Origin of the sequence: Acidovorax sp. SRB_14 (assembly GCF_012932145.1) — a bacterium.
Taxonomy (GTDB): Bacteria; Pseudomonadota; Gammaproteobacteria; order Burkholderiales; family Burkholderiaceae_C; genus Simplicispira.
The window spans coordinates 126,118-141,049 of sequence record NZ_MWOK01000001.1; the positions used below are offsets into that span (position 1 = coordinate 126,118).

Here is a 14,932-nt window from a genome sequence, read left to right on the forward strand (position 1 = left end):
CACAGTGGCGCGGTGGCGTTCCAGAGAGGGCATCGCGATGGACCAGGGGGTGGTCGTCATTGGTGCAGGATCGATCGGTCAGGCGATTGCGCGGCGCGTTGGTGCAGGCAAGCATGTGCTGCTGGCCGATCTGCGCCAGGATCACGCCGCCGCGGCCGCGCAAATCCTCAGCGACGCCGGGTTCGAGGTGAGCACGACAACGGGTCGACGTCTCGTCGCGCACGTCGGTCCACGCGCTGGTCGAGGCGGCCACGGCCCTCGGCACCGTCACCGGCCTCATCCATGCCGCGGGCGTCTCGCCTTCGCAGGCGTCGCCGGCCACGAATCCTCCAGGTCGATCTGTACGGTACCGCCCTCGTGCTGGAGGCATTCGGCCACGCCATCGCGCGGGGCGGAGCAGGCGTCGTGAACGCCTCGCAGTCGGGGCACCGCCTGCCGGCTCTGACGCCCGAGCAAGACAAGGCGCTGGCGACCACGCCGGCCGATGAGCTGCTCGCGCTTCCCATGCTCCAGCCGGAGCAGGTGCGAGACCCGCTGCACGCCTACCAGCTCTCCAAGCGCGGAAACTCGCTGCGCGTGATGGCCGAGGCGGTGCGCTGGGGCAAGCGCGGCGCACGGGTCAACACGATCAGCCCCGGCATCATCTTCACGCCTCTGGCCAAGGACGAGTTGGCTGGGCCGCGCGGCGAGGGCTACCGGCGCATGATCGCGTTGTCCGCCGCCGGGCGCGGCGGAACCCCCGATGAAGTGGGGACCGTGGGCGCTCTGCTCATGGGCCCGGACGGCGGCTTCATCACGGGCAACGATTTCCTCATGGACGGCGGCGTCACGGCAGCCTACTGGTACGGCGACCTCGCGCCGAAGTGACAAAAGCGCGCACCACGGGGCTGGCACGGAGTTGCCGCCCGCGATCGGCTCCATGGCCCCGGCGGGCGGTGCCCGGCGCGGCGCGGGCACCGGGGCGTTTCTGAAAACAATGGTCAAATAGCGCTCTAACGCTTGATGGGCAAGCGTTGGAAGCTATTAAAACCATACCAACCCTGTCCCGGCCGCTGGCCGGCTGCCGCTGTGGACTCTCCTGTTGTTTCGGCCCTGGTGCCCGTGATCCTGTTCATTGGCCTGGGTTTCCTGTCGGCCCGCTGGGGCTGGATCCGGGCTGCAGCGGTCAAGGACTTGTCGAACCTGGTTTTCATGGTGCTCACGCCGGCGCTGCTGTTTCGCACCATGAGCACCGTGCAGGTGCAGGCACTGAACTTCGAGCCCGTCGCGGTGTATTTTCTGGCGGCCGGCCTGCTGTTCACGGCCGCGATGCTGTGCCATGGATTCAGCACGCTGGCGGCGGCGCGCGGACTGGCCTATACGTTCAGCAACACCATCATGATCGGCGTGCCGCTGGTTGGGCTGGCGTTTGGCGAGGCGGGGTTGGTGACCCTGTTCACGCTGATTTCCATGCATGCGCTGATCCTGCTGACCGCCGCCACGGTGGTGTTCGAACTGGCCGCCGCCCGCGAGAGTGCCCGCGCTGGCGGCCATGCGCAGCACTCGATGCTGCGCACCGTGGCGCAGGCGGTGCGCAACGGCATCGTGCACCCGGTGCCGCTCCCCATACTGGCCGGCCTGCTGTTTGCGCAAACCGGCCTGGCGGTGCCCGCCGTGGTCGACAAGCCGCTGCAGTTGCTGGGCCAGGCCCTGGGGCCGCTGGCGCTGCTGCTGGTGGGGGTCACGCTGGCCTTCAGCACCGTGGGCGCGTACTTCAAGGCCGCGCTGCGCATTGCACTGCTCAAGAACGTGCTGCACCCGGTGGTGCTGGCGGCCTGCGGCTGGGCACTGGGCCTGTCGGGCCTGCCGATGGCGGTGATGGTGGTGGCCGCAGCGCTGCCGGTTGGGGCGAACGTGTTCCTGTTCACCCAGCGCTATGGCGTGGCGGAGGACGAGGTCACGGCCAGCATCGCCGTGTCGACGGCGCTGGCCTTGGTTACGGTGCCGGTCGTGTTGTGGCTGGTGGCGCGCTGGCTGTAGCGACCACCGGCGCCAGCTTGTGCTGCAGGTGGCCCAGGGCGCGGCTGCTTTCCACGCCGATGCGGTGCACGACCTCGCTTTCTGGCACGCCCGTCTGCAGCCAGGTGACGATGGCGGTGTTGCGCAGCACCTGCGGGCCGACGCGCTGCAGGGGCCATTGCTGGACGTCCGAGGGCAGGGCGGCGTGCGCTTCCTGGATCACCTTGGATGCCACATGGAACAGCGCGCGGATGGAGAGCGGTCCGCCCTTGCGCGAATGGAACAGCCAGCCCGAAAGCGAGGCGTCGTGGGCCAGCCGGTATTGGCGCCACGCCGACAGCGCTGCGGCCACCTGGTGCGACAGCGCCAACGTGCGCTGCTGCGCCTTGCGCGCACCTTCGATGCGCAGGAAGGCCGGGGGTACGGCCGATGCCGGCGCGAGCGGCCGGTGCTCTGCATCGAGCAGGCTGTCGTCCAACAGCGCGCGCACTTCCTCGGGGGCCAGCGCCAGTTCGTAGAGCAACAGCAGGATGGCGAGGTCGCGGGCACCCTGCAGGCTGTCCGCCGTGGGAAAGTGCGCCGGCAACCGCACCCACAGGGCAGGGGGCAGGCAATGGCCCAGTTGGTCCACGGCGCGCGGGCGCTCGGCCAGGCGCAGCAGGGCCACCGGATTGGTTGGCAGCCACCTTTGCTGCACGGCGAAGTCGTATACGCGGTCGAGCACACGCCAGTAGCGCCGGCGCGTGACTTCGCTGAGCGTGCGATCGGGCTGGTGGTGCGCTTTCTGGCCGGCGCGCACGCGCAGAAAGCGGGCGACATCCTCGACCCGCGCCTCGTGCCATTGGCGCAGTGCAGGCTGGGCAGCGCCGTGGGTGCTCTTGCGGCGGCCTGATGCGGGCTGCAGGCTTTCGAGCCAGGCATGCCAAATGGTTTCGTACACGCCCTGTGGCTCGGTGCTGAGGGCCTGGAACGGCTTGCCGCCTTCGCTTTCGAGCCAGCGGGCAAAAACCTGCGTGCCGTTGGGAAGTGGGTGCGTTGGAAGGTGTGCTTGCATGGATTGAATGTAACTTACATGGTTTAAATATCCACCACTCCGCACAAGCTCTTACCAAATTCACCCATTTGTTGATCAAGTCGGGTGTCAAGGAGCGAGCCGCTCGCGCACCCATTCCTGCCCGTTCTGCCGGTAGCGCAGGCGGTCGTGCAGGCGGCTTTTTCGCCCTTGCCAGAACTCCCAGCTGTCGGGTGTGAGGCGGTAGCCGCCCCAATGCGGAGGGCGCGGAGGATTCAGCAAGAACTGTGCTGCAAACTTGGTCGCATTGGCCACCAGCACGCTGCGCCCCGTGATCACCTGGCTTTGAGGACTGGCCCAGGCGCCAATGCGCGAATCGAGCGGGCGGCTGTGAAAGTACGCGTCGCTCTCGGCATCGCTGACCTTTTCCACCACGCCTTCGATGCGCACCACGCGTTCCAACTCCACCCAATGGAACTGCAGCGCTGCATAGGGGTTGCCGGCCAGCTGCTGGCCCTTGCGGCTGCCGTAGTTGGTGTACCAGACGATGCCTTGCGCGTCGTAGCCTTTGATGAGCACCACGCGCGTGCTGGGGCGCAGGTCGCTGCCCACCGTGGCCACGGTCATGGCGTTTGGTTCGGGCACTTCGGCGGCCAGGGCTTCCTTGAGCCATTGGTCGAACTGCAGCACGGGATCGGCGTGCGATGCGCCCTCGTGCAGTTCGGCACGTTCATAGCTCTTGCGCAGATCGGCAATGGAGGAGGTCGGTCGGCTCATGCCCGCATTGTGCCCGGGCACAACCCCTTCGCCAGTGCTCGGGCAGCGCTACAGTTCAGCCATTCCCGCGCCCGTCTCAGCCCTGCCATGCCACAGACCGCTCTACCATCCATTGCCACGTCTTCCATTTCCACAGAGGCAGCGCTGCCCCACGTGCTGGTGCTGGCGTCGGGAAAAGGGGCCCGCTTTCGCGCCTCGGGCGGCGGCACGCCCAAGCTGCAGGCCTTGCTGGAGGGAAAACCGGTGCTGCAGCACACGCTCGATGCCGTGCGTGCCAGCGGATTGCCCTGGCGCTTGGAAGACGCAGGCCACCCGGGCATGGGCGACTCCATCGCCGCAGCGGTGCGCGCCACGGCATCGGCTGCGGGTTGGCTGGTTTTGCCGGGCGATCTGCCGCTCATCCAACCCGGGTCGTTGCGCGCCGTCGCCGCTGCGTTGCTGGGCTGTGCGGTCGCCGTGCCCGTGGTGGCGGGCCAGCGCGGCCACCCGGTCGGGTTTGCCGCGCAGTGCCTGCCAGACCTGCTGGCCCTCCACGGTGACACAGGCGCGGCCGCCGTGGTGCGCAAGTTCGCCGCCCAGGGGACCTTGCGTGAGGTGCTGTTGGAGGATGGGGGCGCGGTGACCGACATCGACACGCTCGATGACCTCGAACGCGCAGCGCAGATGCTGCGCGCCAAGCGCTCTGCGGCTGCGCCGTGACGCGCGGGCCGCCCCGGTCATATTGCTGCCTTAACCCTCTGCTTAATGCGCAGCCTTGGAGCTTGGATGTCTGCCATGGGCACCTTCAGTGCGAAAAGGCCAGCAACCGCGCCAGCGCCCGGTCATGGATGCCCAACCGGCGCAAGCCTTCGTAGGTGGCATGCGCATACTCGTGTGTGGTGCCGTACCGGCCACGGGCTTCCCGAAAGATGCGGCGGTATTCGTTCTCGGGCAGGTTGCCGGTGTGGCTGGGGCTGTTGCGCGAGAGCGTGAACGCCAGGGCACGCACCTCGCCCGCGGGGGTCTGGCAGGGCAGCCAGCGCGGGTCGTACGCGGCCAGGGGCATTTCGCGCTGCCACAGCTGGGCCATGATCTGCGGCGCTTGCGCCCGCTCGACGCGAAACACCATGCCACGGCAACTGCCGCCCGAGAGCATGCCAAACACGAGACCAGGGCAGTCGGGGGTGCCGCGGTTGATCCGGCTCCACATCTTGAGCGCCCGGTGCCAGCCATGTACACGGGCCTCGGGGCGCTCGGCATAGTCGAAATCGGTCCGCCAGATCAGCGAGGCGTAGCCGAAAATCCACAGATCGCTGCGTCCCCCCCAGGTCTTCAGTGCCTGCTCAAGCAAAGGCGCGGGATCGGGCAAAGGTGCGGTGCGCACGGTCATCGGCAATCTCCTGGACTCTACAATCGGCGGGTTTGTCAGATTCCCCATTGTTTACGGAGTTTCAAAGATGTCATTCAGCAGTTCCGACGACGACAGCCAACAGCGTTTTGCTCTGGGGTTCCTGTTCGCCTTGATTGCGCTGGTCGTGTCCACCGTGGTGGGTGTGACGGTGTACCAGCGTGCCATCGTGCGTGCCCCCGCATCGGACATGGTGGTGGTGGCCGATGCGCCTGCCATCGTGGTCGTGAACGAAGGCGAAGCCAGCGTGCGCGTGGAAGGCGGCGTGGTCAAGTTCTATTTCGCCTCCGGAAAGGCCGATCTGGCAGCCGGCGCGAACGAGGCGCTGGCCGCCGTGGTCAAGGGCGTTGCCCAAGGGCAGAAAGCGGTGGTGTCCGGGTTCCATGACGCCACGGGCGACGCAGCGTTGAATGCCGAGCTTTCCAAGCGGCGGGCCCTGGCCGTGCGCTCCGCCCTCGTGGCGCTGGGCGTTGCCGAGGACAAGATCGAACTGCGCAAACCGGAAGAGAACCAGGCCGACAGCGGCAATGCAGAGGCTCGGCGCGTGGAAGTGGTGCTGTCCGCGCCTTGACGTGCGACAGGTATTTGGTGTGATTTCCAAGCCCGGCGATGCCGGGCTTTTTTCATGCAGGCACAGGCAACAACTGCGGGGCGCGTCGGCACCGGTCAGGTGCTGCCGCGCACCACGAGCTCATAGCCCAGCGTCACGCAGCTAGGTTGAACGGGCTCCCCTTCCATCAAACCCAGCAGCATGGCGGCGCCCGCACGGCCGACTTCGCCGCGTGGGGTGCGCACCGTGGTCAGTGGAGGCACCATCTGGTCGCTGCCCGCCAGGTCGTTGAATCCGGCGACTGCAATGCGTTGCGGCACGGCCACCTGCAAGCGGTTGGCGGCCAGGAGGCCGCCTTGGGCAATGTCGTCATTGCAGAAAAAGATGGCATCGATATCGGGCATGCGCCGCAGCATGTCCTCAAAAAGCCGTGCGCCCAGCGAGATGGACGAACGCTCCGGGCTCAGCAACTCCAGCGCCGGGTCGTACAGGCCTGCCTCGCGCAGGCAACGCCGGTAGCCCTCGCCACGCTGCAGGGTGCGCGGATCCAGTTGCGCGGCACAAAAGGCGATGCGCCGACGCCCGCGGTCCAGCAGGTGGCGCGTGATGGCGGCGCCCGCATCCACCTGTGAAAATCCCACGCAGTGCACCCCCTCGGCACGGCTGGTTTCCATCAAATGGACACAGGGCACGCCGCTGTGCGCGATCAGTTGGCGCGCGGTCTCGCTGCGATCGAATCCCGTTACCAGCAGGCCGGCCGGCCGGTGGGGCAGGTAGGTGTTGAGCAGCAGCTCTTCTTCGGCGGCGTCATAGTGGGTGACCCCGATCAGGGGCCGATAACCGGCCGGAAAAAGCGTGCGGTGGACCGCCTCTAGCAAATCCACGAACAAGGTGTTGGATAGCAGAGGCACCAGAACCAGCACCTGGCTGCTGCGCTGCGAAGCCAGCGCGCGCGCGGCCGGGTCTGGCACATAGCCCAGGGCGTCCGCAGCCGCGCGCGCGCGCTGGGCCAGCACCGGGTCCACGCTGCGTTCACCGCGCAGCGCGCGCGACACGGTGATGGGGCTCACGCCTGCGTCACGGGCGACATCAGCCAGGGTAGTACGCCCGCTGGAGCGGCGAGGACGGCGAAGGGGTTCTGTCAAGGGTTTTCCTGAGTGACTGGGGCGCAATAGCGGACTAGGATAGCGCTATCCCGGCATTCGGTACAGCCCTTCGCGATGTATTCGGACCCCCCGTGGGCCTGCTTCAGATGGGCTGGATCGATCCCATAAAAACCTTGCGGACCCTGCGCGGCATCTTGCATGACCGCATTTTTATTTTTTTGTATGGATAGCGCTATCTCACCCTTTCGTTTTCCGGCCCTGGTGGTCATGGGCGTTTCGGGCTGCGGCAAGTCCAGCGTGGGCGCATCGTGCGCCCGTGCGCTGGGCTGGAGACTGCACGAGGGCGATATCTACCATTCGCCCGAGAGCATCGCCAAGATGCGGGCAGGCACGCCGCTCACCGATACAGACCGCAGCGGCTGGCTCGACTGCCTGGCCAACCTGTTGGCCCGGACGCCGCCGGCAGGGCCTGGCGTGGTGCTCACGTGCTCTGCGCTGCGCCGCCGGTACCGCGACCGCCTGCGCCAGGCACTGCCTGGCCTGGGTTTCGTTTTCCTGCAGCTGGACTATGCGCAGGCACTGGCGCGGGTGCAGGCCCGGCCAGGGCATTTCTTTTCGCCCACCCTGGTGGCGGACCAGTTCGCGACCCTGGAATCGCCCGCGGACGAACCGTGCGTGCTGGCACTGGATGCGTTGCGGCCGGTGCCCGAACTGTCGGCGCAGGTGGTGGCATGGGCGCGTGGCACAGCGGCCAGCACCATGGCGGGAGGGGGCGCATGAGCACCGTGGAAATGCCCGCTGCGCCAGTGGAGCCCACCAAAACGCTGCTGCAGCGTGTGGCCGAACTGGCCATGGTTGTTGCCCTCGGCGGCATGGTGATCGCCGTGTTCGTCAACGTGGTGCTGCGCTACGCGTTCGGCACCAGCATCGTGTCGTACGAAGAGATCTCGCGCCTGCTGTTCGTGTGGCTGGTGGCCATTGGCACCATCGTGGCCGCCTTTGAGGGCAAGCATTTGGGGTTCGATATGCTGACCTCGCGCCTGAAGGGGCCGGCGCGCAAGGCACTGTTCTGGGTCAGCCAACTGCTCGCGGGTGCGTGCATGGTGCTGTTGCTGATCGGCTCGTGGGAGCAGGTGCTGGCGGGTTGGAACAGCTACAGCACCGTGCTGGGCTACCCGCTGGCCCTGGGCGCTGCGGCCACCCTGGTGCTGTCGGTGGGCCTGCTGGTGGTGGGCGTGCTCGATCTGGTGCGCGGGCGCGCCAAAGCGCACGGCGACGAGCTGCACCTTGAGTAAGAACGCACCATGGTCGTGACCTTCATTTTCCTGGCCGTGCTGATTGGCGGCATGGTGATCGGCATGCCGATCGCCCAGTCGCTGGTGTTGACCGGCGTGGCGCTGATGTGGCACCTGGACTTCTTCGACTCCCAGCTGTTGGCGCAAAACCTGCAGGCGGGTTTCGACAACTTCCCGCTGCTGGCCGTGCCGTTCTTCATCCTGGCTGGCGAACTGATGAACGCCGGCGGCCTGTCGCGCCGCATCATCGACCTGGCTCGCGCGTTTGTCGGCCACATCCGCGGCGGCCTGGGATACGTAGCGATCGGCGCGGCGGTGCTGCTGGCGTCCATGAGCGGCTCGGCCATTGCCGACACTGCCGCCCTGGCCACCATTTTGCTGCCCATGATGCGCCAGCAGAACTACCCGCCGAGCTACAGCGCGGGCCTGCTGGCCTCGGGCGGCATCATCGCGCCCATCATTCCGCCATCGATGCCGTTCGTGATTTACGGCGTGACCACCAACACCTCGATCAGCAAGCTGTTCCTGGCCGGTGTGTTCCCGGGCTTGATGATGGGCTTCTTCCTGGTGTTCGCCTGGTGGTGGATCGCCCGCAGCCACCAGTTGGAGGCGATGGAGCGCGTGGCGTGGCCGCAGCGCCTGCGCGCCTTGCTGCACAGCTTCTGGGCCCTGATGATGCCGGTCATCATTCTGGGCGGCCTGCGCGGCGGCATCTTCACGCCCACCGAGGCCGCCGTGGTGGCGGCGGTCTACGCATTCCTGGTATCGATGTTCGTCTACCGCGAGCTGACCTGGAAGGGCGTCTACGGCGTCTTCCTGGCCGCCAGCAAGACGACGGCCGTGGTGATGTTCCTGTGCGGCGCCGCCACCGTGACGGCCTACATGATCACGCTGGCCGACCTGCCCAACATGCTCGCCGACAGTTTTTCGGGCGTCATGCACAACCCGGTCACTTTCATGGCGCTGATGATGCTGTTCCTGCTGGTGGTCGGCACCGCCATGGACCTCACGCCGACCATCCTGATCTTCGGCCCGGTGTGCGCGCCGCTGGCGGTCAAGGCGGGCATCGACCCGGTGTACTTCGGCTTCATGTTCATCTACGTGGGCTGCATTGGCCTCATCACGCCGCCCGTGGGCACGGTGCAGAACGTGGTCGCCGGGGTCGGGCGCCTGCGCATGGAGACCGTCATCAAGGGCACCTCGCCGTTCCTCATCGCCTACGTGATGCTGGCGGTGCTGTTCGTGGTTTTCCCCGCCCTGGTGACGGCGCCGCTGCGCTGGATGCACTGATTTTTCCCGTTTTTTTTCCCTCACCCTTCCTCACTCAGGAGACAAGCATGCGCATCAAATTCGTTCTCGCCGGCCTCGTGGCCGCATTGGCCGCCGCCAGCGCCGTGCAGGCCCAGGACTTCAAACCGCGCATCGTGCGCTTTGGCTACGGGCTGGTGGAGCAGTCCAACCAGGGCCGCGCCGTGCGCCTGTTCGCCGAAGAGGTCGAAAAGGCCAGCGGCGGCAAGATGAAGGTGCGCGCCATCGGCAATGCCTCGCTGGGCTCGGACACGCAGATGCAGCAAGCCCTGATTGGCGGTGCGCAGGAGATGATGGTCGGCTCCACCGCCACGCTGGTCGGCATCGCGCCCGAAATGGCGGTCTGGGACACGCCGTTCCTGTTCAACAACACCAAGGAGGCCGACGCCGTGCTCGACGGCCCCGTGGGCGAGAAGATCAAGGCCACGCTGGAGCCCAAGGGCATGGTCGGCCTGGTCTACTGGGAAAATGGTTTCCGCAACCTGACCAACAACAAGCGCCCGGTCACCAAGCTGGAAGACATGAACGACATCAAGCTGCGCGTGATGCAGAACAACGTCTTCCTCGACAGCTTCAAGGCCCTGGGCGCCAACGCCGTGCCGCTGCCGTTCTCGGAGCTGTTCACCGCGCTCGAAACGCGCGCGGTAGACGGCCAGGAGAACCCGTTCAACACCGTGGTGTCGAGCAAGTTCTACGAGGTGCAGAAGTACCTCACGGTGACCAACCACGTCTACAGCCCCTGGATCGTCACAGTGAGCAAGAAGTGGTGGGATACGCTGAGCGCGGCCGAAAAGAAGGTGCTGCAGGACGCCGCCGTGAAGAGCCGCGACTTCGAGCGCAAGGACACGCGCGAGGAAGCCGTCAAGGCGCTGGCCGACCTCAAGGCCAAGGGCATGCAGATCAACGAGCTCCCCGCAGCCGAAGTCAACCGCATGCGCGAAAAGCTCGCCACCGTGAACACCGGCATCGCCAAGGGCGTGGGCCAGGGCACCTGGGACGCGGTGCAGGGTGCGCTCGTGCAGGTGCGCGCCAGCAAGTAAGCCACGCCCATCCCCCGCGCCCCATCGCCGGCCGCTCGCCCGGCTACGATGGGGCGTTGTTTTTGCTCCTTTGAAAGTCGGTACCGCATGACCCTCCATGGCACCGTCGCTGCCGTCACGCAGCGCATCCGCGAGCGCAGCGCCCCCGCGCGCGGCGCCTACCTTGAACGGCTCGATGCCCTCGCGCAGCGCCCGCCGGGCGCGCAGCGCCTGGGCTGCGCCAACGTCGCCCACGCCTTTGCCGGCCTGCCGGGCAACGACAAACTGCGCATCGTCGCCGAGCGTGCGCCCAATATCGGCATCGTCACGGCCTACAACGACGTGCTGTCGGCCCATGCGCCGCTGCAGCACTACCCCGACCTGATCAAGGACGAGGCACGCAAACACGGTGCCACCGCGCAGGTGGCGGGCGGCGTGCCCGCCATGTGCGACGGCGTCACGCAGGGCACGCCGGGCATGGAGCTCTCCCTGTTCAGCCGCGACGTGATCGCCATGGCCACGGCCGTGGCGCTGAGCCACGACGTGTTCGACGCGGCGCTGCTGCTGGGCGTGTGCGACAAGATCGTGCCGGGTCTGCTGATCGGCGCGCTGCATTTTGGTCACCTGCCGATGGTGTTCGTGCCCGCCGGGCCGATGACCACAGGGCTGTCGAACAACGCCAAGGCCCAGGTGCGCGAGCAGGCGGCCCAAGGCTTGGTCGGCCGCCCCGAACTGCTCGCAGCCGAGTCTGCCGCCTACCACAGCGAGGGCACCTGCACCTTCTACGGCACGGCCAACAGCAACCAGATGCTGCTCGAAGCGATGGGCCTGCATGTTCCCGGCACGGCCTTTTTCAACCCCGGCCAGGCGCTGCGCGCCGAGCTGACGCGCGAGGCCGCGCGCACGGCGCTGTCCATCACGCGCGCGCAGCAGTTCACGCCGATCGGCCGTCTGGTGGACGAGCGCGCCATCGTCAATGCCATGGTGGCCTTGCTGGCCACGGGTGGTTCGACCAACCACCTGATCCACTGGGTCGCGGTGGCGCGTTCGGCCGGCATCACCATCGACTGGAACGATTTCGCCGAGCTGTCCGCTGTGGTGCCTTTGCTGGCCCGTGTGTACCCCAATGGCAGTGCCGACGTGAACCAGTTCCAGGCCGCAGGCGGGCCCGGCTACGTGATCCGCGAACTGCTCGACGCCGGTTTCATGCACGCCGATGTGCTCACGGTGCGCCCCGGCGGCCTGCGCGAATACACGCGCGTGCCGCATGCCGTGCCCGGCGTCGAGCGCAGCGTGGGCTGGGCGGACAGCGGCGCCAGCGGCGACGACAGCATCCTGCGGCCGGCGTCGGCGCCGTTCAGCCCGACTGGCGGGTTCAAGCTGCTGCAGGGCAACCTGGGGCGCGCGGTGCTCAAGGTGTCGGCCGTGCCCGGCGACCGCCACACCATCGAAGCGCCTGCGCGCGTGTTCGAAAGCCAGGAGGGGTTGTTGGCGGCTTTCCAGTCCGGTGAGCTGGAGCGCCTGTGCGCCGGCCATCCTTCCAACGGCCTGGTCTGCGTGGTCCGCTGGCAGGGACCGCAGGCCAATGGCATGCCCGAGCTGCACAAGCTCACGCCGCCGCTGGCTGTGCTGCAGGGCAAGGGTTACCGCGTGGCCTTGGTGACAGACGGGCGCATGAGCGGCGCCTCGGGCAAGGTGCCCGCCGCCATCCATGTCTCGCCCGAGGCGGCGGCCGGTGGACCGTTGGCCAAGGTGCGCGACGGCGACCTGCTGCGCGTGGATGGCCGTGCCGGCACCCTGACCGCACTGGTCGATGAAGCCACCTGGGCCGCACGCAGCGCCGCGGCAATGCCCGCTGCGCTGCAGCAATCGAACACCCTGAGCATGGGCCGCGAACTGTTCGCGGGCTTTCGCCGCAACGCGCTGACCGCCGAGGAGGGCGCATGCACATGGCTTTGAAGTCCCCGCTGGGCGCGCTCGACGTGGTGCGCGACGCGCCCGTCATCCCCGTCATCGTGCTTCACAACGCCAAGCACGCCGTGCCGATGGCGCGCGCCCTGCTGTCCGGTGGCATCCGCATGCTCGAAGTGACACTGCGCACGCCGGCGGCGCTGGCCTGCATCGAGGCCATCGCCCGCGACGTGCCCGAGGCCATGGTCGGCGCCGGCACGGTGCGCAGCGCTGGCGACGCGCGCGCGGCCGCCGCGGCCGGTGCGCGTTTTCTGGTCAGTCCCGGCCTGACGAGCGCCGTGGCGCAGGCCTGCCGCGACGTGCAGTTGTCCCTGCTGCCCGGCGTGGCCACGGCCAGCGAGATCATGCAGGCCCAGGAGGAGGACCTGCAGGCGCTGAAATTTTTCCCCGCGCTGCAGGCCGGCGGCCAGGCCATGCTGCAGGCTTGGCAAGGTCCGTTTGGCGACGTGTGCTTTTGCCCCACGGGCGGCATCCATGCGGGCAATGCGGCCGAGTTTCTGGCGCTCAAGAACGTTGCCTGCGTCGGCGGATCGTGGCTGGTGCCCCAGGATGCGCTGGAGCAGGGCGACTGGGGCCGCATCACCGCGCTGGCCCAGGCGGCGGTGGGTTTGCGCTAAATATCAGCCTGAGCCGCACCAGTGCGGCCTTCTCGGCGAGGGATCAGCACCTGCGGCGATGGTCTTTCAAACCATCCCCACCGACTCCGTTTGCTTAGTCGTGTTCATGGTTCTACTCCTATCTGAAAGATAAGCGATCGGACAGGGCTGGGAAGTCTATCCCATCCTGTCTTTAAGGGGCCAGCTGATGAAGGCCAGAACGGCGCAAGCGGAAGAGAAAACCTATTCAAAGCTGGAAACTGTGAAGTAAGTGCACCTCGCAACGCTGGACGGGCGACGACTGGCAAAAGATTCGGCAGGCCCTCAAGGGACCGAATGAGGCGCGAGGGACGAAAAAATATTGAAAATAGTCGGAATAGATTTACAAATAAGCAATCTTATTGCACTTCACTCGACATTGCAGGAACGCGATGGTTGCTTGCGTCCAGTACTTTTGTCCTGCAAGAGTGTCCTTTTCGTAAGCCTTTCATCCTAGAGATTTAGAGACGTTTCATCTATGTCAAAGGCAATTACTTAAGGCTTAAGCTTGGTGTAAATACAGTAACTTTGAAAGTGATCTGATGAAAATACAGGCGCCAAGAATTGTGCTTCGGGCGGTAGCGTTGATTTCGCCTCTAACGTTATTCGCTTGTGGCGGTGGCGGCGACGGTCCTGCCGTATGCAATAACCCAAATCCAGCTATCTGTGCAATGGTCGGTAGCGCGCCTCGCAGTCCAGATGCAAGCATGTCTATAACGCCTAAGCAGATAACGGTTGGCAGTTGCACTACTAATGTTCCATTTATATTTAGCGGCGGAGTTAAACCCTATACAATATTTTCGAGCAACACCGCCGTCCAGGTAAGTGCAGCACTGGATTTTGATCCCTCCGTAGGCGCTTTCTATTTCACCGCAAGTACCACGAATAGCGGTGATGCTACCCTAACAGTACTGGATGGCCTCTCACGAACCGTAACCGCTACCATAAGGACTGGCGACTCTCGGGCTTGTCCGACGAATCCGACCCTTAAAGTTTTCCCCGAATCGGCCAATTTTCGTGCGAGCGAGATACGTTCCTTTCAAGTTATAAACGGCCCCACGGTGGCAGGCCAGCGTCTTGCAGTCTGGTTTACTGATTCGTGTAATCCGAACGATCCCCGTGATTCGTGCGATCCACATGTTCCCCGTGATCCAACTCTTGCACCTGTTGCCCGATATATACCAATTAGCCCAACTGAGTTCAGTGTCCAGGCTGTGGATTCCGTAAAATTTCCTCGGACCACTTTAATGACCGTCGAGACTACGGATCGTCAAAGGACGAGCGTCATTATCAGAGTATTGCCTCAGCCATAATAGCAACGCGTAAGTCTGCCTAGGATTCGTCTAATAATTCAGTGGCAAGCAGTGACGGGTTGTGAATTTGCTCACCTTTGTTCGCGGACACATCAGCCACCTTATGGCTCCGTCCGGTGATTTTTGAACGCCCCGTCATGAATTGCCCAAGGTATCTCTGCTTGCTCTTGGCACCTCCTGTTCGGCCGCATATTGAGGTTCGGAAGTGTTTAGAAAACCCGGCGAGATTCAGGATGCGACGCACGGGAAGGATGCGATCAAGACGGTAGTAAGTTATATAAAGCGAGGCCGCAATCAGCTTTCAGAAGGATTCGATGAAAAGTTTTATCCGGGCATTTTTTTATCATCTTTACGTTGTGTCATAACTGATTAATGGCGTTTGCAGTGCGCGTCACAATTTCACACAGCGCTGGACCACTGCATGACTCAACCGAAAGGAGGAAGTATGGTTTGCAGAATCCTTTTCAGACTCGCTGTCGTGGCAGGGTTGGTAGTTCTGGCCGCCACGTTCTTGTCTTCCTCAGCCTCGGCCCAAAGCGCGAGCGACCTCGTGGGGACGTG

Annotated in this window: 13 protein-coding genes and 1 pseudogene; 10 read left to right on the forward strand and 4 right to left on the reverse strand. The window is 65.3% G+C overall.

The window, feature by feature from the left end; all coding sequences use genetic code 11:
- Positions 1–37 precede the first annotated feature (37 nt).
- Together B2J86_RS00570 and B2J86_RS00575 are read left to right on the forward strand one after the other, a co-directional pair.
- Positions 38–867 (forward strand): annotated as a pseudogene (locus B2J86_RS00570) (SDR family oxidoreductase).
- Between the two features lie 201 nt (positions 868–1,068).
- Entirely contained in the window at positions 1,069–2,019 is a 951-nt protein-coding gene (locus B2J86_RS00575; RefSeq protein WP_173024459.1) for an AEC family transporter, read from the forward strand.
- On the opposite strand, the gene B2J86_RS00580 is transcribed toward B2J86_RS00575, so the two are convergent.
- Positions 1,976–3,052, reverse strand: coding sequence for a tyrosine-type recombinase/integrase (locus tag B2J86_RS00580; protein ID WP_173024460.1), 1,077 nt, complete (start codon positions 3,050–3,052; stop codon positions 1,976–1,978). The two genes, B2J86_RS00575 and B2J86_RS00580, sit on opposite strands and share 44 nt — an antisense overlap.
- 87 nt (positions 3,053–3,139) lie before the next feature.
- Positions 3,140–3,787 carry a pyridoxamine 5'-phosphate oxidase gene (pdxH, locus tag B2J86_RS00585; RefSeq protein WP_169170264.1) on the reverse strand — a complete coding sequence of 216 codons (648 nt, stop codon included), beginning with the start codon at positions 3,785–3,787 and terminating at the stop codon, positions 3,140–3,142.
- An 87-nt stretch (positions 3,788–3,874) separates the two neighbouring features.
- On the opposite strand from pdxH, the gene B2J86_RS00590 reads away from it, so the two are divergent.
- Complete coding sequence (locus tag B2J86_RS00590; RefSeq protein ID WP_173024461.1) at positions 3,875–4,486, forward strand: NTP transferase domain-containing protein; 612 nt, start codon at positions 3,875–3,877, stop codon at positions 4,484–4,486.
- 85 nt (positions 4,487–4,571) lie between these two features.
- Here the strand turns inward: B2J86_RS00590 and B2J86_RS00595 are convergent, their stop codons facing one another.
- Complete coding sequence (locus tag B2J86_RS00595; RefSeq protein ID WP_173024462.1) at positions 4,572–5,156, reverse strand: gamma-glutamylcyclotransferase; 585 nt, start codon at positions 5,154–5,156, stop codon at positions 4,572–4,574.
- 67 nt (positions 5,157–5,223) lie between these two features.
- On the opposite strand from B2J86_RS00595, the gene B2J86_RS00600 reads away from it, so the two are divergent.
- Entirely contained in the window at positions 5,224–5,745 is a 522-nt protein-coding gene (locus B2J86_RS00600; protein ID WP_173024463.1) for an OmpA family protein, read from the forward strand.
- Between the two features lie 95 nt (positions 5,746–5,840).
- Here the strand turns inward: B2J86_RS00600 and B2J86_RS00605 are convergent, their stop codons facing one another.
- Positions 5,841–6,869, reverse strand: coding sequence for a LacI family DNA-binding transcriptional regulator (locus B2J86_RS00605; protein ID WP_173024464.1), 1,029 nt, complete (start codon positions 6,867–6,869; stop codon positions 5,841–5,843).
- Positions 6,870–7,052: 183 nt separating this feature from the next.
- On the opposite strand from B2J86_RS00605, the gene B2J86_RS00610 reads away from it, so the two are divergent.
- The 6 genes from B2J86_RS00610 (at position 7,053) to eda (ending at position 13,040) form a co-directional block, all read left to right on the forward strand.
- A complete protein-coding gene (locus B2J86_RS00610; protein WP_206041326.1) occupies positions 7,053–7,610 on the forward strand; it encodes a gluconokinase in 558 nt (185 codons plus the stop codon).
- Positions 7,607–8,125, forward strand: coding sequence for a TRAP transporter small permease (locus tag B2J86_RS00615; protein WP_173024465.1), 519 nt, complete (start codon positions 7,607–7,609; stop codon positions 8,123–8,125). Before B2J86_RS00610 ends, B2J86_RS00615 begins: the two co-directional genes overlap by 4 nt.
- A 9-nt stretch (positions 8,126–8,134) precedes the next feature.
- Complete coding sequence (locus B2J86_RS00620; RefSeq protein WP_169633093.1) at positions 8,135–9,415, forward strand: TRAP transporter large permease; 1,281 nt, start codon at positions 8,135–8,137, stop codon at positions 9,413–9,415.
- 47 nt (positions 9,416–9,462) lie between these two features.
- A complete protein-coding gene (locus tag B2J86_RS00625) occupies positions 9,463–10,473 on the forward strand; it encodes a TRAP transporter substrate-binding protein (RefSeq protein ID WP_169170270.1) in 1,011 nt (336 codons plus the stop codon).
- Between the two features lie 87 nt (positions 10,474–10,560).
- A complete protein-coding gene (gene edd / locus B2J86_RS00630) occupies positions 10,561–12,411 on the forward strand; it encodes a phosphogluconate dehydratase (protein ID WP_173024466.1) in 1,851 nt (616 codons plus the stop codon).
- Positions 12,402–13,040 (forward strand): bifunctional 4-hydroxy-2-oxoglutarate aldolase/2-dehydro-3-deoxy-phosphogluconate aldolase, encoded by a 639-nt coding sequence (gene eda / locus B2J86_RS00635; RefSeq protein WP_173024467.1) that lies wholly within the window; start codon positions 12,402–12,404, stop codon positions 13,038–13,040. Before edd ends, eda begins: the two co-directional genes overlap by 10 nt.
- The last annotated feature ends 1,892 nt before the right edge of the window (positions 13,041–14,932 follow it).